This is a genomic window from Psychromonas arctica DSM 14288 (genome assembly GCF_000482725.1).
In the GTDB taxonomy this organism is placed as follows: Bacteria; Pseudomonadota; Gammaproteobacteria; order Enterobacterales; family Psychromonadaceae; genus Psychromonas; species Psychromonas arctica.
Genome location: NZ_AXWP01000001.1, coordinates 97,208 through 116,791, shown reverse-complemented (window position 1 = coordinate 116,791; position 19,584 = coordinate 97,208). Strand labels below are relative to the sequence as shown.

At 38.2% G+C, this 19,584-nt stretch carries 17 protein-coding genes and 1 pseudogene; 13 read left to right on the top strand and 5 right to left on the bottom strand.

Annotated elements, in window-relative coordinates; translation table 11 throughout:
• Positions 1-37: 37 nt before the first annotated feature.
• Genes H592_RS0100515 through H592_RS0100500 form a run of 4 tightly spaced genes read left to right on the top strand, consistent with a single transcriptional unit; the run spans position 38 to position 3,467 of the window.
• Positions 38-1,063: a TRAP transporter substrate-binding protein gene (locus tag H592_RS0100515; protein WP_037070657.1), complete on the top strand. Its 1,026-nt coding sequence runs from the start codon at positions 38-40 to the stop codon at positions 1,061-1,063.
• Positions 1,064-1,065: 2 nt separating this feature from the next.
• Entirely contained in the window at positions 1,066-1,602 is a 537-nt protein-coding gene (locus H592_RS0100510) for a TRAP transporter small permease (protein WP_028867008.1), read from the top strand.
• Position 1,603: 1 nt separating this feature from the next.
• Complete coding sequence (locus tag H592_RS0100505) at positions 1,604-2,932, top strand: TRAP transporter large permease (RefSeq protein ID WP_028867007.1); 1,329 nt, start codon at positions 1,604-1,606, stop codon at positions 2,930-2,932.
• Positions 2,933-2,972: 40 nt separating this feature from the next.
• Positions 2,973-3,467, top strand: a complete 495-nt coding sequence (locus H592_RS0100500; protein ID WP_028867006.1) for a universal stress protein — start codon at positions 2,973-2,975, stop codon at positions 3,465-3,467.
• A gap of 700 nt (positions 3,468-4,167) precedes the next feature.
• Here the strand turns inward: H592_RS0100500 and H592_RS0100495 are convergent.
• From H592_RS0100495 to H592_RS0100485, 3 genes are read right to left on the bottom strand one after another with little or no spacing between them, the layout of a single operon-like run.
• Complete coding sequence (locus H592_RS0100495) at positions 4,168-5,625, bottom strand: NAD-dependent succinate-semialdehyde dehydrogenase (protein ID WP_028867005.1); 1,458 nt, start codon at positions 5,623-5,625, stop codon at positions 4,168-4,170.
• Entirely contained in the window at positions 5,625-6,068 is a 444-nt protein-coding gene (hpaR, locus tag H592_RS0100490) for a homoprotocatechuate degradation operon regulator HpaR (RefSeq protein WP_037070655.1), read from the bottom strand. The genes H592_RS0100495 and hpaR overlap by 1 nt, the downstream gene beginning before the upstream one ends.
• 2 nt (positions 6,069-6,070) lie before the next feature.
• On the bottom strand, positions 6,071-6,931 hold the full coding sequence (locus tag H592_RS0100485; RefSeq protein ID WP_028867003.1) for a fumarylacetoacetate hydrolase family protein: 861 nt from the start codon (positions 6,929-6,931) through the stop codon (positions 6,071-6,073).
• Between the two features lie 223 nt (positions 6,932-7,154).
• Between H592_RS0100485 and hpaE the strand changes: the two genes are divergently transcribed.
• The 6 genes from hpaE to H592_RS0100455 all read left to right on the top strand — a co-directional run bounded on the left by hpaE (position 7,155) and on the right by H592_RS0100455 (position 12,698).
• Positions 7,155-8,669, top strand: coding sequence for a 5-carboxymethyl-2-hydroxymuconate semialdehyde dehydrogenase (hpaE, locus tag H592_RS0100480; RefSeq protein ID WP_028867002.1), 1,515 nt, complete (start codon positions 7,155-7,157; stop codon positions 8,667-8,669).
• A 24-nt stretch (positions 8,670-8,693) separates the two neighbouring features.
• Positions 8,694-9,545 carry a 3,4-dihydroxyphenylacetate 2,3-dioxygenase gene (gene hpaD / locus H592_RS0100475; protein ID WP_028867001.1) on the top strand — a complete coding sequence of 284 codons (852 nt, stop codon included), beginning with the start codon at positions 8,694-8,696 and terminating at the stop codon, positions 9,543-9,545.
• A gap of 12 nt (positions 9,546-9,557) precedes the next feature.
• Positions 9,558-9,941, top strand: a complete 384-nt coding sequence (locus H592_RS0100470; RefSeq protein WP_028867000.1) for a 5-carboxymethyl-2-hydroxymuconate Delta-isomerase — start codon at positions 9,558-9,560, stop codon at positions 9,939-9,941.
• Positions 9,942-9,967: 26 nt separating this feature from the next.
• Entirely contained in the window at positions 9,968-10,771 is an 804-nt protein-coding gene (gene hpaH / locus H592_RS0100465) for a 2-oxo-hept-4-ene-1,7-dioate hydratase (RefSeq protein WP_028866999.1), read from the top strand.
• Between the two features lie 12 nt (positions 10,772-10,783).
• A complete protein-coding gene (locus H592_RS0100460; protein WP_028866998.1) occupies positions 10,784-11,581 on the top strand; it encodes an aldolase/citrate lyase family protein in 798 nt (265 codons plus the stop codon).
• 367 nt (positions 11,582-11,948) lie between these two features.
• Positions 11,949-12,698: a helix-turn-helix transcriptional regulator gene (locus H592_RS0100455; protein WP_156916047.1), complete on the top strand. Its 750-nt coding sequence runs from the start codon at positions 11,949-11,951 to the stop codon at positions 12,696-12,698.
• Between the two features lie 7 nt (positions 12,699-12,705).
• Here the strand turns inward: H592_RS0100455 and H592_RS0100450 are convergent, their stop codons facing one another.
• Both H592_RS0100450 and H592_RS21200 read right to left on the bottom strand, forming a co-directional pair.
• Positions 12,706-14,643: an FAD-dependent monooxygenase gene (locus H592_RS0100450; protein WP_028866996.1), complete on the bottom strand. Its 1,938-nt coding sequence runs from the start codon at positions 14,641-14,643 to the stop codon at positions 12,706-12,708.
• A gap of 579 nt (positions 14,644-15,222) precedes the next feature.
• Positions 15,223-16,215, bottom strand: a pseudogene (locus H592_RS21200) (integron integrase).
• A 220-nt stretch (positions 16,216-16,435) separates the two neighbouring features.
• On the opposite strand from H592_RS21200, the gene H592_RS0100440 reads away from it, so the two are divergent.
• The 3 genes from H592_RS0100440 to H592_RS0100430 all read left to right on the top strand — a co-directional run bounded on the left by H592_RS0100440 (position 16,436) and on the right by H592_RS0100430 (position 19,448).
• Positions 16,436-17,350 (top strand): Tle-like phospholipase domain-containing protein, encoded by a 915-nt coding sequence (locus H592_RS0100440; protein ID WP_028866995.1) that lies wholly within the window; start codon positions 16,436-16,438, stop codon positions 17,348-17,350.
• A gap of 97 nt (positions 17,351-17,447) precedes the next feature.
• A complete protein-coding gene (locus H592_RS0100435) occupies positions 17,448-18,539 on the top strand; it encodes a PIN domain-containing protein (RefSeq protein ID WP_028866994.1) in 1,092 nt (363 codons plus the stop codon).
• Positions 18,540-18,650: 111 nt separating this feature from the next.
• Positions 18,651-19,448, top strand: a complete 798-nt coding sequence (locus tag H592_RS0100430; RefSeq protein ID WP_245600340.1) for a short-chain dehydrogenase — start codon at positions 18,651-18,653, stop codon at positions 19,446-19,448.
• The last annotated feature ends 136 nt before the right edge of the window (positions 19,449-19,584 follow it).

Genomic DNA, 19,584 nt, shown 5'->3' with positions numbered 1-19,584 from the left:
ATTTTGAACGAATTAAATACCTCAAAGGAGAGCAATAATGATGAAAACGAATTTTTTGAAATTTATGATTGCATTATGTTTTAGCTTAGTAATATCAAAAGCAGCGACTGCAGCTCAAGTTTTACATGTAGCAACTTGGTTACCACCTAGCCACACCATGAATGTCGATTTTTGGCCAACTTGGGGGAAATGGGTGGAAGAAGCGACAGAGGGACGAGTCACTGTAAAAGTTGAATACGGTATGGGTCACCCAAAAAGTATTTATGACTTGGTTGAAGATGGTGTTGCTGAAGCAGGTTTTAGTTACCACGGATATGTACCGGGTCGCTTCAAACTGCCACAGGCTGTTGAACTACCTGGTTTAGGTGTTAAAGCAGAAGCTGCCTCGGTTGCTCTTTGGAGAGTACAACAAAAGTACTTTGCCAAAGCGCATGAATTCGAAGGTTTAGCATTAATTGGTATGTTTACTCATGGTCCTGGTTATGTACATACCATCGATCCTATTACTAGCCTTGCACAATTAAAAGGTAAGAAAATTCGTATTGGTGGTGGTATTCAAAGTGAATTAGGAGAGCGTTTAGGTATAACACCAATCGCAGCACCGGCTTCAAAAGTTTATGAAATGTTACAACAAGGTGTTATTGACGGTGTATTTTTACCTATTAATGAGCAAAAAGCGTTACGTTTAGCTGAAGTTGCACCGAATGTATTAAAAGTACCAGGCGGTATGTACTTAGGAAGTTTTTCTATTTTTATGAATGAAGATTTTCTAGCTAATTTAAGTCAAAAAGATCGTGATGCGATAATGAGTGTGTCGGGTGAAAAACTATCTGCATTAGCAGGGCGTTTATACGATGAAGATGATGTTAAAGGTGAGCAATACGCTAAAGAAATGGGCGGTAATATCGTTGAAGCTGAAAAAGGCGGAAAACTTAGCCAAGAATTTCAAAAAATTAGCGAAGGTTTAGAAGCTGAATGGGTAGAAAGTGTTAAAGATACTGGCGTTCAAGGTCAACAAGCTTTGGATGAATTAAAAGAAATTGCACAAAATTACGGTAACTAATTATGACGCTAAATAATTGGATTTCAGCACACTATGAAGAACAAGGTATGGCCATTAAATGGGTTGCCTTCTCATTAGAGCTTATTGCTGGTATTACATTGTTATTACTGATGTTTATTACTTGTACTGATGTGGTCGGGCGGTATCTGTTCAACAACTCTTTAGATGCTGCAAGTGAGTTAACAGAAATTGGTATTGCAATCATAGTTTTTGCTGAGATGCCAATTATTACTTGGCGTGGTGGTCATGTTGTTGTTGATATGTTGGATAATTTCTTAGGCGGAACCATTGTTAAAGTGTTGGGTGTTCTTTCAATATTGGTTATTTCAAGCTCTTTATACTATTTAGCGGCCAAAATATTCTTTCTAGGTGCTCGCTCAATTAGGCGTTCAGAGGCCAGTGAATTTCTCGCTATTCCAATGGGATACGTGGTGCAGTACATCGCCATAATGAGCTGGGTAACTGCTGCGACAGTGATTAGTTACGGTACTTATCACCTATTAAAGAAAACTAAATCTACCACAAACAAAGAGGCTTAATATGACGATTGCATTAATTGGTTTTGCGATACTGTTATTAATTATTATTGTCGTACGTATCCCTATTGCGTTCGCGATGGGAATAGTAGGCTTTGCAGGATTTGCTTATCTGCAGGGCTTAAGCTTCGATAACATGATGACATTTAATTGGAATAGTAGCTTATCAATGGCTGCAAAACGAGTAGCAGACACTGCACAAGAATATAGTTTATCGGTGATCCCATTGTTTATATTGATGGGGAATCTGGTCACTAAATCGGGCTTGTCCAAAGAGCTTTATCGCGCTTCTTATTCATTTCTTGGCCATAAAAAAGGTGGCTTATCAATGGCTACGGTGGTTGCCTGTGGTGGTTTCTCTGCAATTTGTGGTTCAAGCTTAGCAACTTCTGCAACCATGGCGAAAGTCGCCATGCCTGAGATGCGTAAATATGGCTATGCAGACTCTCTAGCAACTGCATCGATTGCAGCAGGTGGTACATTAGGTATTTTGATACCACCGAGTGTGATATTGGTGTTATATGGCATCATGACTGAAACCAGTATTCGTGAGCTATTCGCAGCTGGATTCATTCCTGGTTTTATGGGCATTCTTTTATATTTGGGTGCGGTAAAGTGGACTGTTTGGCGTAACCCTGAAACAGGCCCTTGTGGTGAAAAAATGTCGTGGCAAGAGAAAAAGGCGGCGTTAAAAGGGGTTTGGGGAGTATTGATTCTATTTGGTATCGTGATGGGAGGTATTTACTTCGGTATATTTACACCAACGGAAGCAGCTGGTGTGGGCGCTGGAGGTGCATTTTTAATCGCGATAAGTAGACGTTCGCTTTCTCTTAGTGGTTTATTTGAAACATTAACAGATACTGCGCGTACTTCTGCAATGTTGTTTGCTGTGCTTATTGGTGCGCTTATTTATTCAGACTTTATTAACCGTGCAGGCATGCCCGACGACATATTTAATATGGTCAGCCAACTGCAAATATCACCAATGTTAGTTATTTTTGTCATACTGGCTATTTATATCGTATTAGGAATGGTATTTGAGAGCCTTTCTATGATGTTATTGACCGTGCCTATTTTTTATCCATTAGTGCAAAGCTTAGGGTTTGACCTTGTGTGGTTTGGTATAGTAGTGGTGGTGGTGACTGAAATTAGTTTGATAACACCGCCAGTGGGGATGAATGTATTTGTATTAAGTGCGGTGCTCAAGGATGTTAAAGCTAGCACTATATTCAAAGGGGTAACACCGTTTTGGTGTGCTGATATTGTGAGGTTATTATTGGTTACTTTGATAGCACCGATCGCAATGGCATTACCGATATGGCTATATAGATAAGCCTCACATTCGTGATCGTTCATATAACAAAGGATAAGTTATGTTATCAAAAGTGAATAAAATACTATATGCGTCTGATATCGAAAAAGGATCTCGCCCAGCACTACGAGCTGCGGTTAATCTATGTGGTCGATATCAATCAGAAATTACTTACTTACACGTCATAGAGCCGATAAGTAGTGCGATTAAATCTAGGATTAATGACCTCATTGAAGAAGCTGATTTAGATGAACTCTATAACGAAAGCTTGGTAAATTTGAAGCACAAGCTTGAAAAAAGAGTAGATGACTTTTTGAAATCAGAAATGCAAGAATCCGACGTATTAAAAATGACTAAAATAAAATCCCGTATTGAAGAAGGAATCGCCTGGAAGACCATTGTTAATGTTGCTAATGAAATGGATGCGGACCTTATTGTTATGGGCACTCGTACCTCTTCATCTGCGGGGCAATTCTTCACTGGCTCAACGGCCAATAAAGTGATGTTAAATTCTAAACGTCCATTATTAATCATTCCATTAACAGATAAAGAGTAACTTAACTTTAGTTTATGATTTTTCTATCCAAAGCCTGTCAATAAGACGATCACTTTAAGTGGTTTTATTATTGGCAGGCTTTTTAGTTTGTGGGGTGATCTAACAACAACTGCCTCTAATATTAACAGCTCAGTGTTACTCGTACTCTTACATACTCATTACCAACCCAAATATTTTTTACTTACCTTTTTTACTTACCTTTTTTACTTACCTTTGGAGCATTAATAGAACATTAAGATAGCGGACAATGCCTGATTTTAAGTGAATGAACCTTTGAGGCAAGCACGTTCTCTGTGATTACATCTGGTTATTAAATCTCAAATGATCCATTCGCTCTGCAATTTATACTTAGAGACTTTGTATGCTTGATTTGCTGATTTTCATGGCGAGTTATAACGACGATACAAGAAGGACCTTTATATAGGTCATCGCCTTATTGATGGCTTAATGGCCTCTTCTAGCTAGAGGGAGTAGCGAATAAAGTACTTGTTTTAAATAAAAATTAGGTTGATTTGAGGGAGTAAATAAACAGGTGTAATGACTAGGTTACATTTGATTAACTATATAAGGGGGTGACACGAGGTAAAAGCTTTGCGTGATGGATAGTATTGCTGTGAATAGTAAAGCTATAAATGAAAAGGAGTAACCTTATAAATCATAACGTTACTCCTTAAAACTGTTAACAAAGGTTTAAAAGCTATTAACTACCTAGACCGCCCAAGCAGATGTATTTCATTTCTGTGTAATCATCTAAACCGTATTTTGAGCCTTCTCGGCCATTACCTGATTCTTTGATGCCACCAAAGGGAACCATTGCAGAGCTAATTGCCACTTCATTGATACCAACCATGCCATATTCTATGTTGGTAGCCATTCGCCATGCACGGCTAATGTTGTCGGTAAATACATAGGAAGCAAGCCCAAATTCAGTATCATTGGCTAAATCAACAGCCTCTTGTTCACTATGGAATTTGAAGATCGGCGCAACAGGTCCAAATATCTCTTCTCTAAAAATATCCATTTTGGCATCAAGATTGGTCAAAATAGTCGGCTCGAAAAAGCAACTTCCTAAATCTGATATATTGCCGCCAATTTCAACTTTTGCACCTTGTTTGATTGCTTGCTGAACCAAATTATTAACATCATTAGCTGCTTTTTCTGATACTAACGGACCGTGTGTGGTACCTTGATCAAATCCATTACCTAATTTAAATTGTTCAACTCTTGCTTTAAGTTTAGTGACAAACAGATCATAAATACCATCTTGAACCAATATTCTATTTGCGCAAATACAGGTTTGACCTGAGTTTCTGTATTTAGAAGCAAGTGTTGCTTCTATCGCTTTATCCATATCGGCATCATCAAAAATAATCAGTGGTGCATTACCGCCTAATTCCATTGAAGTTCTTTTAACGGTATCTGCACATTGTTTCATCAGCACTTTACCAACAGGTGTTGAGCCTGTGAACGTAAGCTTACGAACAATAGAGCTATCAGTTAATACTTTACCTAGGTCACGTGATTTACCAACAATCACGTTGATTACCCCCGCAGGAATACCTGCACGCTCTGCTAATTCAGCTAATGCTAATGCAGATAAAGGAGTTTCTAGTGCGGGTTTAATAATGATCGTACAACCTGCAGCTAAAGCCGGCGCTGCTTTACGAGTGATCATTGCATTAGGAAAGTTCCAAGGTGTGATAGCAGCAACAACACCGACAGGTTGACGAATGACTAAAGCTTGTTTGTCTTGGCCTGGTAAATTGATCACATCGCCGTAAATACGTTTAGCTTCCTCTGCAAACCATTCAACATAAGAAGCACCATAATCGATTTCGCCAAGTGATTCCGCAAGCGTTTTACCTTGTTCCATCGTCATGATCGCAGCAAGATCTTGTTTATTTGCGATGATCAGGTCAAACCATTTTTTTAATAATTCAAAACGTGTTTGTACTGATGTTGTTTTCCACGTTTGAAATGCAGTATTTGCATCATCAATGACTGTTTTTGTATCTTGTTCATTGGACAGTGCAAGTGTAGTAATAACTTCACCTGTTGCAGGATTAAGGACATCAGCCTGTGTTTCTGCTTTAGTTATCCATTTACCGTTAAGGTAACTACCCGATTTTAATAAGGTTGAATCGATTAAATTATTCATTAATCACTCTCTTCTAAAGTTTGGATCAAATCATCTAGCAATTCATATAAAAGCTCTAATTTTCTGACGCCGAATTTTTCTTCAATCGCAATGTAACGTTCAATAGATTTTGGTGCGATTTTAGCAAACAGTTCACGGCCCAAATTAGTTAGTAATATTTTTGATCTACGTTGGTCATGCTCGGAAGCTTGACGTTCAACCAGCTTTTCTTTTACTAGAAACGTAATAATTCTTGATAGGCTTGGCATAAGCAAATAACAACGTTCTGCAATAGTGCTGATGTCAAGGCCATTTTCATGCTCCAAAGCTCGGATCACACGCCACTGCTGTGGTGTTAAGCCATGTTCTTTTAGTGATGGAATGAATTTTTTCATCACTGCTTCTCTTGTCTGCAATAGAGTCATTGGCAGTGAACGTTCGAAACTACGGAGTCTTTTAGTCATAATTATAAATCTTCGTCCTTAACACCATTAACTAAGGTACCAATACCTTCTACTTCGATCTCAACCACGTCACCCGGTGCTAGGTAACGAGGCGGTTCAAAACGCGCACCAGCACCATTTGGTGTACCCGTTGCAATAACGTCACCAGGCTTTAAGTGGAAGAACTTTGAAAAGTAGCTAATGATATATTTAAAAGGAAACATCATACTCGCAGTTGTATCATCCTGTCTAACTTCACCATTCACTCGTGTTGTGACGCGCAAGTTTTCAAACTGTTCTGCTGTAAATTCATCGGCACTGACCATCCATGGGCCAATCGCGCCTGAGTGAATAAAGTTTTTACCTTGAGTAACATTAAATTTAGCATGGCGAACCCAGTCACGAAGTGTGCCTTCATTCATAATAGTTAAACCAGCAATATGGTCGTAAGCATCGTCTTCTGAAATACGACGACCTTCTTTACCAATGATGATCACTATTTCGCCTTCGTAATCGAGTTTGTGTGATTCAGGTGGTCTAATAAGGGGATGGGCATGGCCTGTAAATGAGTCTGGTGTGCGTAAAAACAAACTTGGATACTCTGGATCATCAGAACCATCTTTATATTCAGCATTTCGGTTTGCGTAGTTAACGCCAACACAGGCAATTTTTCCTGGATTACTGATTGGTGGTAAAAACTCAACTTCTTCTGCTTGATAATCCACGTCCAGTGCTTTAGCCAGTTTTTTCATTGCTTCAAGTTTATCATCTTGTAGTACTTGCAATAAACTCCCGCCTACTAAGTTACCTAGGTCAATAACACCTTGATCATTTATCACTCCCCAAGACTCTTTACCTTCACGAACAAATGTTAGAAATTTCATTTTGGACCCCTCATTAAAAAAATCAATTAAAACATAACACGTTAACTAATTACCCGCAATTTTTTGTGTTTTATATTCATTATGTGTATCAAATCTCGTTTTTATTCATAAGAGGAGAACTGGGGTTGACCTTTAAAATAAATATACTTAACCTGTTAACTAAAATTTTATCAAAACACTTTATCTGAACATATTTTAATTAATTTATAAATTGGAGTGACTCATGTCTGAATTTGAAAATAACTTAAGTAGAGCTGAAAACTATTTATCACGATTTAAAAATGTACCTTTAGGGCACTTTGTTGATGGCGAGTTTTATAGTAACCAGAGTACATTCACTAATTTCACTCCAGTAGATAACACCTCTATTGGTGAAGTTTCAGAGGGCACTGAGGCCGATATGAATAAAGCATGTGAAGCGGCTAAAAAAGCGTTTCCTGCATGGCGTGATATGCCTGGCGCAGAGCGTAAAAAGCTCCTACATCATTTTGCAGATAAAATAGTTGAACGAGCGGATGAAATCGCTTTAGTAGAATCAATGGATTGTGGTCAACCGATACGATTTATGAAACAGGCGGCGATCCGTGGCGCGGCTAATTTTAGATTCTTTGCTGATAAAGCGGCCGAAGCACAAAATGGTTTATCTCTTCATCAAGATGAACATACCAACTTCACTATACGCTCGCCGATTGGTCCTGTTGGTATCATCACACCTTGGAATACGCCATTTATGTTGGCAACATGGAAAATAGCACCGGCCTTGGCTTCTGGTTGTACTATCGTCCATAAACCTGCAGAAAAAACGCCACTCAGTGCTATGTTGATGGCTGAAATAGCCAAAGAAGCTGGGATCCCCGATGGCGTGTGGAATACAGTTAATGGTTTGGGCACTACGGTGGGTAAGCGTATGACTGAACACCCTGCGATAAAAGCAGTCGCTTTAGTGGGCGATTCAGCAACGGGCCGCCATATTATGCGTCAAGGAGCTGATACCTTAAAACGTGTGCATTTTGAATTAGGAGGAAAAAACCCTGTTATTGTATTTGATGATGCTAATTTTGAGCGTGCGCTAGATGCGGTTGTATTCATGATCTATAGCCTGAATGGTCAACGTTGTACTTCTTCAAGCCGTTTATTAATTCAAAATGGCATTAAAGAAAAATTCCTTTCTGCACTAGAGAAACGCGTTGCTAACTTGAAAGTAGGGCATCCACTAGACCCTAATACGGAAGTAGGGCCATTAGTACACAAAGAACACTTTGATAAAGTCATGCGTTATATGACCATTGCACAACAAGATGGCGCAACCACTAAAGTAGGTGGAATTCATCGTGTTGATTTAGGGACTGGCAATTATGTATCACCTACTTTATTTACCGATGCGGATAATACAATGCGTGTCGCGCGTGAAGAGATATTTGGCCCAGTATTAACCGCTATTGGTTTTGAAACAGAAGAACAAGCAATCAATATTGCGAATGATTCAGACTATGGTTTATCGGGTTATATCTGGACAGAGAACACAGGCCGAGCAATGCGAATGGCAAAACAAGTTGAGTCAGGTATGTTATGGGTTAACTCTGAAAATAATCGTAACTTACCTTCTCCTTTTGGTGGTATTAAATCATCAGGTATCGGCCGTGATGGTGGTGATTGGAGTTTCGATTTTTATATGGAAACTAAAAACGTGTGTATTGCACATGGCACACATAAAGTACCTGTTTTAGGCGCACTTTAAACTTTAATAATAAGGGAAACTCAAATGGGTAAACTTGCATTTGCTGCCAAAATAACACATGTCCCATCAATGTATTTATCTGAGATGGAAGGTGAGCATAAAGGTTGTCGTGAAGCGGCTATTGAAGGTCATAAAGAAATTTCACGCCGTTGTCGAGAATTAGGCGTGGATACCATTGTCGTATTTGATACGCACTGGTTGGTTAATTCTGGTTATCACATTAATAATGCGCCAAAGTTCGAGGGTATTTATACCAGTAATGAGCTACCACATTTTATTAAAAATATGCCCTACAGCTATGATGGTAATGTTGAATTAGGCGACATAATCGCTGATGTTGCTAACAAAGAGGGTGTAGCCGTAAGAGCACATTCTGATACAACATTAGGTATGGAATATGGCACGTTAGTACCTATGCGTTATATGAATGAAGATAAACATTTTAAAGTCGTGTCGATCTCTGCCATGTGCCAAGTTCATGATTTAAACGATAGTGCAAAACTGGGGGCGGCATTAAGAAAAGCCATTGAAGAAGAATATGATGGCACCGTTGCTATTTTTGCTTCAGGTTCATTATCGCATCGTTTTGCTCAAAATGGCGTATCAGAACACTATCTACACAAAACATGGTCACCACTGTTAGAAAATATCGATCACCGTGTTGTTGAGATGTGGGAGCAAGGTGAGTGGGCAACCTTCACTGAAATGTTACCTGAGTATGCACTTAAGTGTCATGGCGAAGGCTTTATGCATGATACCGCGATGTTACTTGGAGCATTAGGGTGGGATCAATACAAGGGTAAGGTTGAAGTTGTGACTCCTTACTTTGGTAGTTCTGGCACCGGCCAAATTAACGCCATTTTCCCAGTTGAATAAGAGAGGTTTACGATGCCACATTTTATACTAGAACACTCTGGCAATTTAGAAGATAAGCAACTGAATGTAGATACCTTGTTCTCAGATTTAATTGATACAGCTGTTTCTACGGGGATTTTTCCCTTAGCGGGGATCCGCTGCCGCGCTCATAAATGCGAACAATTCAGAATTGCCGATGGCACAAAAAGTTTTGGATTTGTTCATCTAAATGTGCGTATTGGTTCAGGGCGAACCGAAGAGCAGAAAGGCAGCGCTGCTAAACTTTTATTTTCGGTGCTAACCGACCATCTAGCGAGTATTTATGATAATCAGGGGCTGGCTATTTCATTTGAGCTTACTGAGCTACCGGAACATAAATTTAATAAAAATAACCTTCGTGACTATCTTGCGAAATAATAAAAATTAATGGGGAGAGTTTTTTTATGCTCAGTCAACAAATCATTGAACAAGCTGCAATTGACCATTTACAAGCAGAAGCGAGTACTACACAAGGTAAACCATTATCAATTAAATACCCTGATATGACCTTAGAAGATGGTTATGCAATTCAAAAAAGTTGGGTTAATAAAAAAATAGAACAAGGCCAAAAAGTGGTCGGTTACAAAATTGGATACACTTCACGTGCTATGCAAAAAGCATTAAACATTAATGAACCCGATTTTGGTGTATTACTGGATAGCATGGTTTATAACGATGGTGATCAAATTGATGTGTCTAAATTCTGTGATCCTAGAATCGAAGTAGAACTTGCCTTTGTGTTAAAAGATCGCTTGGAAGGTGAAAACGTCACCATCTTTGACGTATTAAATGCGACCGACTATGTGGTGCCTACGTTAGAATTGATTGATGCTCGAACTCATCGTAAGGACCCTGAAACAGGTTACACTCGAAAAGTGATGGATACCGTGGCTGACAATGCAGGTAATGCTGCGATCATCATAGGTGGCCGCCCAATTAAGCCATTAGATATGGATTTACGTTGGTGTGGTGGTATCTTAAATATTAATGGCGTAGTTGAAGAAACAGGCCTTGCGGCAGCGGTTCTTAATCATCCTGCTAATGGTATTTGCTGGGTTGCTAAACGTTTTGCACCACACGGTATTTCACTTGAACCAGGGCAGATTATTTTATCAGGCTCTTTTACTGCGCCAGTGGCGGTGAAAGCCGGTGATACAGTCAATGCTGATTACGGTCCATTAGGTACTATCTCTTGTCATTTTGTTTAAGAAGGGCTGTTAATGAAATTACCAAAAAATAAATTTAAACAAGCATTAAAGTCCAACAAAACCCAGTTTGGGTTGTGGATGGGATTACCAGACACCATTTGTGCAGAGATAGGTGCCGGTGCTGGTTTTGATTGGTTGTTAATCGATGCAGAACATGCTCCCTATGACTTACGAGGTATCCAAAGCCATTTACAAGCAATAGCACCTTATGATGTGCCTGCGATAGTAAGACCGCCGGAAGGAACGACTGCGAGTATTAAACAGTTACTTGATATTGGTGCACAGACTTTATTGATACCTATGGTTAATACTGTAGATCAAGCGAAGCAGTTAGTGAAAGACTCTTTATATCCACCACAAGGCATTAGAGGTTTGGGTACATCGATGGCACGCGCTGCACATTGGAACGGTATTGAAGGCTACTTACAAAAAGCCAACGATGAAATTTGCCTTATTGTGCAAGCGGAAACTAAGCAAGCTATCGATAATTTAGAAGAGATCGTTAATATCGACGGTGTTCATGGGGTGTTTATTGGTCCTTCTGATTTATCAGCTTCTATGGGTTATGTTGGTAATCCAGGACATCCAGAAGTGGTTGCTGCCGTTGAAAAAGGCATTAAAACAATCTTAAAAGCAGGCAAAGCAGCAGGAGTATTAGCCGTTGATAAAACATTGGCTGAAGGCTATGCCGCAATAGGAGCTAGTTTTGTTGGTGTGGGTGTGGATGCAAGTTTATTAGCAACGTCTTTGCGTAATCTTGCTAGTCAATATTGTGATGAAGATGGAAAAGAAATTACAGCGAGTTATTAGTTTCTAAACATTAGTTAGTGCAATTAATTATTAACATTTGAACATAATATTCATATCATCATCGCATTTATCTTAGTCGGTAAGTTTAACGACTAAAACCCACCTAAGCATATAAAAAGTGATGGTTAATATTCCTATATGACTATCATTTTCTGCTCATTGTTTATCGTATTATTTTGCAATCGTTTGCAGTAGCTAAATAATCATTTGTAGTCATTAAATAATAGTTTGTAGTAGTGCAGCTGTTGGCGACGCCTACTTTCAACCTTTCGGTATCGGTTTTTAAACATAGTGCGAGTAACCCCTAATATTTCATTGGCAAACTTTATAGAAGGTACATATTTTGGAAAAATTTCAAAGTGATCAAATGAGTGAATCAACTACGAATTTACTCGACTATACAACGCGTTGCATTCAACACGCGGGTACAGACGCATTCTATCTACCGTTTTTTGAAATGATTAAACATTATTTTGGTGCAGACCAATGTTCGGTCTTTTTCTTGGGAGAGCGATCTACTATCGAGTGTTTACTTTCGCGTGATTTTCACGACGATTTACTTGCTCGTAATTTATCGAATGCTTACGTTGAAGGGGCTTACAATTCCGATCCAAACTTCCCTCTTTTGAACGCTTTACCTGTTGGTGAAACAACCATATCGCATTTTCAAGATTTTAAAATCGGTATGGTAGATAGTTATCAAGAGCATTTTTTTAAACAAAGTGACCTTGCTGATAAGGTGAGTATTTTAACGGCTGATAAAGTGGGTAAATATTATATTAACCTTTATCGCCGCAAAGGCCGTCAATCCTTTATGCAGCAACGCCTTTTTAATGATCCTAGTGAAGCAAACTTATTGGCTGCCATTATTAGCCAGCATTTTCGTTTAACTAAACAAATTAATAATGATGGACCTTTATCGTTTCTTTCAGAAAGAGAACGCCAAGTTTGCCAAGGTATTTTGTGTGGTAAAAAAATGGAAGCGGTGGGAGCTGACGTAGGTATTGCAACCAGTAGCGCGATCACCTATAAAAAACGCGCTTTTATCAAGCTCGGGATAACAAGTCGAACCTCCTTGTTCAACTTGTGCCACAGAAGCATGGTATTAGAGAGTTAAAAGTGATCTATTGATTTGCTGGGATCATAAACGTATCGAAGAACTCAGCTAGTTTCTCATGTTCATCTAACGCTAATATATTGCCAATGTGTTGATCAGGTCGAACAACAACCATACAACCTTGCTCACGGTTTATACCACGTAGTTCAAAAACATCGTTACCTGGCTCTGCATGGAATACTTTCTCATAATCTCTTAACCCATAGATACCTTTAGCGGGCCATAGGAAGTCATGCATATTCTCAATTGACAGGTCTGCTTGCTGGAACACTGCGTAGACATCTAATATTGAGTCAATGTCTGCATCCGCTGGTGTATATCTTTTGACAGGTGATGAGTCTGCCGTCGCTAAAAACTCTACCAATTGATACACCGCAGAGGAGCTATCACCTGGATTTTGTTTATTACCAAAAATAAAGATTCTCCAGCGGCCATCGGCTTTATTTAAATGACCTAAATGTTCTCTTCTACCATCTGCAACACGAATAGCTTCAGCAGAATGAAAACGTTGCCCAATTTTTAAGCCGGTGGCTAACTGTTGATTTTCTGCTCCCATACAAATGTAAGAAGGGTTGTATTCAATTGAGGTTCCGGAAACAAAGCCATTTTGTTTGGCCATAAATTTTTCAATATCTGCGGTATTGGTTTTCGCTTCTGGAGCGCTTTCATTCGACGTTGGTTGTGTGGCAACCAGTTTTGATAATTGCCTATCTGCTTCTATTAACTGCAACGCCACTTTACGACGCTCAATGGCATAGGTTTGTAATAATTCAGGCTTACATTTACCCTGTAAAACGGACGCGACTTTCCAACCGAGATTAAAAGTATCCGGTAAAGACGTATTTAGCCCCCAACCGCCTTTAGGGCTATGAGTATGACAGGCATCGCCCGCAACAAATGCGCGTGGAATACGACCATCAGGATTATCTAAGGGAGTATCATCAAATTTCTCAGCAATACGTTGGCCTACTTCATAAATAGACCACCAAGCAACTTCTTTAACATCGAGTTTATATGGGTGCATAATCTGCTGTGCTTTGGCGATCACATCTTCTGCTTTAAGGTTGAGATCCGCCGCACGTTGATCTTTACCTAACAACCCAAGCTCAATATAGAATCTGACTAAATACCCACCTTCACGCGGGATAGTCATCACAGCACCAAATTCTTTTGATTGAATAAAGCTTTTAACACGAATATCAGGAAAGTCTGTCACTAATAATAGATCCATCACACCCCAAGCTTTATTCGCGGAATCTCCTTTTAAGTCAATTGATAGGCCACGGCGAACTGAACTCCGTGCGCCATCCGTTCCTACAATATATTTAGCTTTAACAATTTCTATTTTTGGAGAGTCAGACCCATCATTTAATTCAAATTTTGCTGTAATAGGGTGCGCATCTAAATCTTGAGTTAGGTCTTGATCAACATCTAACTCAATGAGTCGTCGACTATAATGAGGAACCAAACCAGTCACCGAGTTTTTCATGCCCTCTAATAACAATTCATGCAGACGTGCTTGGTTGACAATACCATGTGCAAACTCAGACAAACCAATGCGCGCATCTGCTACTTTATGTGTGCGTTTAATTTGTTCTGGGTGCTCACTGTCTGGCTCCCAAAATGTATTCTGGTTTAATCGATATGCTTCCTTAACAATCATTTCACTGCTGTTAAAGCCTTCCATAATCTCAATAGTACGGCATGATATTCCATCGGCACGTCCAAACTGCAGTGGGCCATCTTCTAAATCAGCAATACAGGTTGTAATATCATTAAATTCAGACAGCTGTCTTGCCATTGTTAGGCCTGCAGGTCCACAACCCACAATCAATACATCGACCTCTTTTGGCAGGTCTACAATAGGTGGAGTAGGGGCCGGCTTTCTAATCGAATCTGGAATTTGATAGTTACCTGGTTTAAAACCATTCAAATGGTATTGCATAAAATAATCTCCTAACTCATCAATAGTCTGTGCTGTAAATAGTGTTTTTTTATAGTAAGTAACTCTATATGAATTGGTCCATTCAGACTGTCACCTAAAAAAGGGGACATATAAAAAGAAGAATCAGTAACCTATCTAACACTTTGAAATTAAATAACTAAATCATTTTACTGTAATCAAAATTAGCCTCAGTGCCTACCCTTATCTTCCTTCAAGCAAGTTAAAGTGTTAACTAGATCTCCACTAATAAAGATTGAGGAGGATTTGTTAATCGCTTTGGGTGGTAGCTTTTTATTTTACGGCTTATACATGGCGCCTAGCTTATAAGTAAGCGAGTTCTGAGATAAATAAAAGCTGTTCGATAAAATAGATAAATTAGAGGTTGGTGTAGTTGTACTGATGTAGTTATATTGTGGCTAAGCCATTAGCCACAAATTTATCGTTCCGTTCTGGGTTGTTCGGGTTAATGTTAAAACTTGGAAAACGGCACAAAACAGCATGATAAATTATTAGGTTTGTTATTTCTAAGGTACTAAAAGCCTTAAAGAATATTCTTTTTACATAACAATTAAGCTTGTCTTATTTTTGATCAATCATTAAATCGGATAGCGGGCTTCTTACACAATTTGCACCAGCTTGTAATACATGAGTGTAAATTTGTGTAGTACGGATATCGGAGTGCCCTAATTGTTCTTGAACCGTGCGGATATCAGCACCGCGCTGTAATAGATGTGTTGCAAAAGAATGGCGCAAAGTATGACAAGTAACTTGCTTATTAAAGTTTAACTTACGCGCTGTATATTTAATCGCTTTTTGAATATTTGTTTCGTGAATATGATGGCGTCTTAAATTATTAGTCCCTGGCTCTATAGAAAGGCGCACTGAAGGAAATAAATAATGCCATTTAAATTCTTTAGCAGCATTCGGGTATTTACCCGCTAATGCATGAGGTAAAAAGACACCTTTATAATCACTTCTTTGCATATCTTCTTGATAATACAACTTAGCTTTCATTATTTGATTTTGTAAAGACTGCTTGAGTTCTGGCGCTAAGGTTACACGTCTATGTTTACCACCTTTAGCATGCCAAATATTGATCGATAAATAATCAAAGTCAAGATCCTGAATTCGTAATCTAGCCGCTTCCATTAACCTTAATCCACTACCGTATAATAAATAACAAGGCAGTGAGACCGCTGCTGGGACTTCTCTCAATAAGCTAGTAACTTCTTCAGGGGTTAATACGATGGGCAGTTTCGGTTGTGTACTTGTTTTATTAAAGTTTAATTCTAACGTTAATGGTTTATCCAAAAACTCGCGATATAAATAAACTAATGAGTTTAGCGCTAGTGCCTGACGTTATTTAGAATAGAAAGGTGGAGCTACTTTTTTTGTGTTAGCAAGGTAGGAAAGAAAAGACTCAACTTCGGTATTATGGCAACTAAATGGGTGCTGCTTATTAATAAAATAGATGTAGGATTTTATCCAATGAATATAAGATTTAATGGTTTTTTCTGCATAAAACTTTAAACGCATATTTTCGGCAACGGCACTTAAAAATGGAGATTTCATTTTCATTTCCTCATCGTAACAAAATGGTGTTTTTATATACAGTGTAGTTGTTATTCCGTATTTCCGTCGAAAATGCGGAATTATTCTGTTTATTTACATGATGAGTATTTGATAATTTATCGTAAGATATTGATTTGTTAATTTTTAAGTGTAATGTTCAATTAATTTTGTCAAATTAAAATAAGCTGTTATACAGGCCCATAAATCATAGGGAGCCGGAATGAATAGGACAATCGTAATTTTAATAATGCTGATGTCAGCGGGTTGCACAACATCGAACTTCAGAAAAATAGACCATACATATGAATCAAAAGATCATCCTGAGCATCAGTTGAGGAAGCACACTGATTTACAATACCTATCTTGTAACTACAGGTATTTTGATTGGATGTCGGACTACCAGCTTGAGGGAGCTAAGGATTATTATGTTTTTTCTCTAATGGCTAGCAATGTGTATCGTGATAGTTCATCGCCATATTATGCAATTCCAAGCTGGGAACTAGAATCTAGGTATGAAAGTGATAGTGGTTTAGTTATTGATGTATATAACTTCAACTCTGGTGAAAAATATAGTGTGGTTTACAAAGGTACCGATTTTTCAGAGGGGAACGATTGGGCAACTAATTTCGCATTAGTTGAGCCGAATCAGTATTCAGAGGCATTTGAGCACTTAAGTAAGTTTGTTAAAGAAAATACAAATAAGGAAATCTACGTTACAGGTCATTCATTAGGCGGTGGGATAGCATTAAACATGGCTCAAAGAATTGAAGGGGTTGAGGCAGTAGTTTTTAATTCATCCCCAAGGGCCTTCTTCAATGTTGACGAAAACGTAAAAAATAAAAAGATTCATCTATTTGAAACTGGAGAAATTCTAGGCCCCTTGAATAGGACATGGCTCTGGTTAAGAACAGATAATCTTCAAAGATACAAATACAATTATCTTGATTTTCTTTGGTGGACTTTTAGTCCCGTTAAAGAGCATGGCATGTATTTGTTCAGTCGCGGTCTATTGCTTACAGCGATTCAAGCTGGTAGTGATAGCGCATTAGTTGCATTCAAAAATAATATAGGGCGAAATAAAGCTGAAGATATAGAGTGGTATGTCTGTGAAAGCCTGTATAACAAAGCAAATTAACTCGGATCACAAAAAATGCTTCGCGTTTTTTGCGCCCGGTTATTTGCGGCGTTAGCTCTCTCTACTTTATTCGTAGTTTTACTCAAAGAAGATTTTCATGAAAGTTTTTCTAGACACAAATGCATTTTACAACAACTGGTTCGTCGACAATGCAAACTTCAAACTATTGTTTCATTACTTAAATAATGAAGAATTAGACCTTTTATTATCAAAATTAGTCGCTCAGGAAGTGAATAATATTCGTGAGCGAGAGCTGTTAGAAACAACAACTGAGATTGATAGGTTGATTAACAGAGTCAATAAACTTAACAAGCGAGATGTTGATTTTTCGATTGAAAGCTTGGGGATAACTCAGTATGACGTTCAATCTATATTAAAAAACAAGGTTAATTGTATAGAAAATATTTCATACGATGAGGTGCCACATCAACAGGTTGTTGAAAGAGCATTGAAATTAGTAAAACCATTTACTGGTGAAGAGAAAGGTTACCGTGACACGTTGATCTGGCTTTCATTTTTAAGTTATTTAAAAGCTCAGAATGTTGAAGGTGAAATTGCATTCATTACAAACAATAAGCATGATTTTTTTGAAAAGAAAAATAAGGTTCTATCTTTTAATGGCGATTTGCAAAAAGACATTGACGAAATTGGTATTACGGCAACGATCAAGCCGTATTTAAATATTTTCGATTTTATAAAAGAGAATGTTGATAAAATTGAACATGCCTTTAACCGTGAAGAAATACTTGATGACTTAGAAGATTTTCTGATTGAAGAAACAGAAAATTATCTTAAGAATATGAAAAACAATGATATTAGTGATTTATTAGGCACACAGGTATTTTCTGATAAGCTAACTGATGTAATAGAGATTGTTCCTGATATTTTCGAGGGGTTAGAAGATCCTGATGTTCATTACGTTAGCCGCCTTCCAGAGAAAAGTGTTTATATTAGTTGCTTCTACGAGATGCGCAGAGTTGATTTGGTCGTAACAATTGATTTAATAGAATTTAAGCAACATGTAGATGAAATAGAATCGATCAAATCAATATATAACATTGAAATAGATGGCGATGTTGTGAAGCTATCATTTATCTTCCGCTTATATATAGATGCAAGCTTAGAATATGATACAGAATCTGAGCTGGGTTCAAGCTTGACCATTGAACAAATATCGGCAAAGAGCTAACAAGGCAATTAAACGGAACTAAAACAGTGGGTTACGTTTCGCTTCGCTCCACATTTTAACCCACTATTTTAATCCGCTTATTGCGGCGTTATGTTTAAAGGAGACTCAAATTTGAGCCACGAACAAAAATATCCAACTCCCAAAGAGTTTTTAATTGATTTACCTTTGTATGAAACGATTACTTTTGAAGACGAAGAACTAGAAGATGGGAGAAAGTTATTTTATTTCGATGAGACTCTCGACACGTATTGTCCTAAGTGTAATCAACATAGTATTTTTTCACGTCATTGGCGAGGTACTCACACTACAAGCTCTAGAGCCGATAGTTGGGTGAATGTTGGAAGGTTTGTAGTAGAGCTAAAGTGTAGTAGAAATCCCAGCCATATCCTTTTCTTTCTATTTACAGCGCAAGGTCAAACTATTCAAAAAATAGGTCAATTACCCTCTATAGCTTCTTTGAATTTATTTGATGTTAAAAAATATTCAAAAGTACTTGAGCAAAAATATTTCAAAGAGTTAACTAAATCTATTGGGCTTGCGGCACATGGAGTTGGTGTTGGTTCATTTGTTTATCTGAGGCGGATCTTTGAGTTCTTGATTGAAGAAGCTCATAGGAAAGCAGAAGCCTCTGCTACATGGGATGAAAGCTCTTATATTAAAGCAAGAATGAATGAGAAAATTCAGATACTTAGTTCTGAACTACCCCATTTTTTGGTTGAAAACAAATCCATGTATTCAATTTTAAGCAAAGGTATACATGAGCTTAGTGAAAATGAATGCCTAGCTGCATTCCCCGTAATTAAATTAGGAATTGAGATTATTCTTGATGATAAATTAGAGAAAATGAGACGAGCTAAAAAGCTTGAAGAAGCCCAAAAAGCTATTTCAGCATTAGCTAGCACAATTTAAACATAATCGGGTAGCCGGAGGTATCTAACCTCCAGCCCCCACACCACCCTGCATGCGGCTCCGCACAGGGCGGTTCATCTTATGATGAATAGTGAATATTAATCCACAGATCCTTTAATGATATCAAACCTTGTCT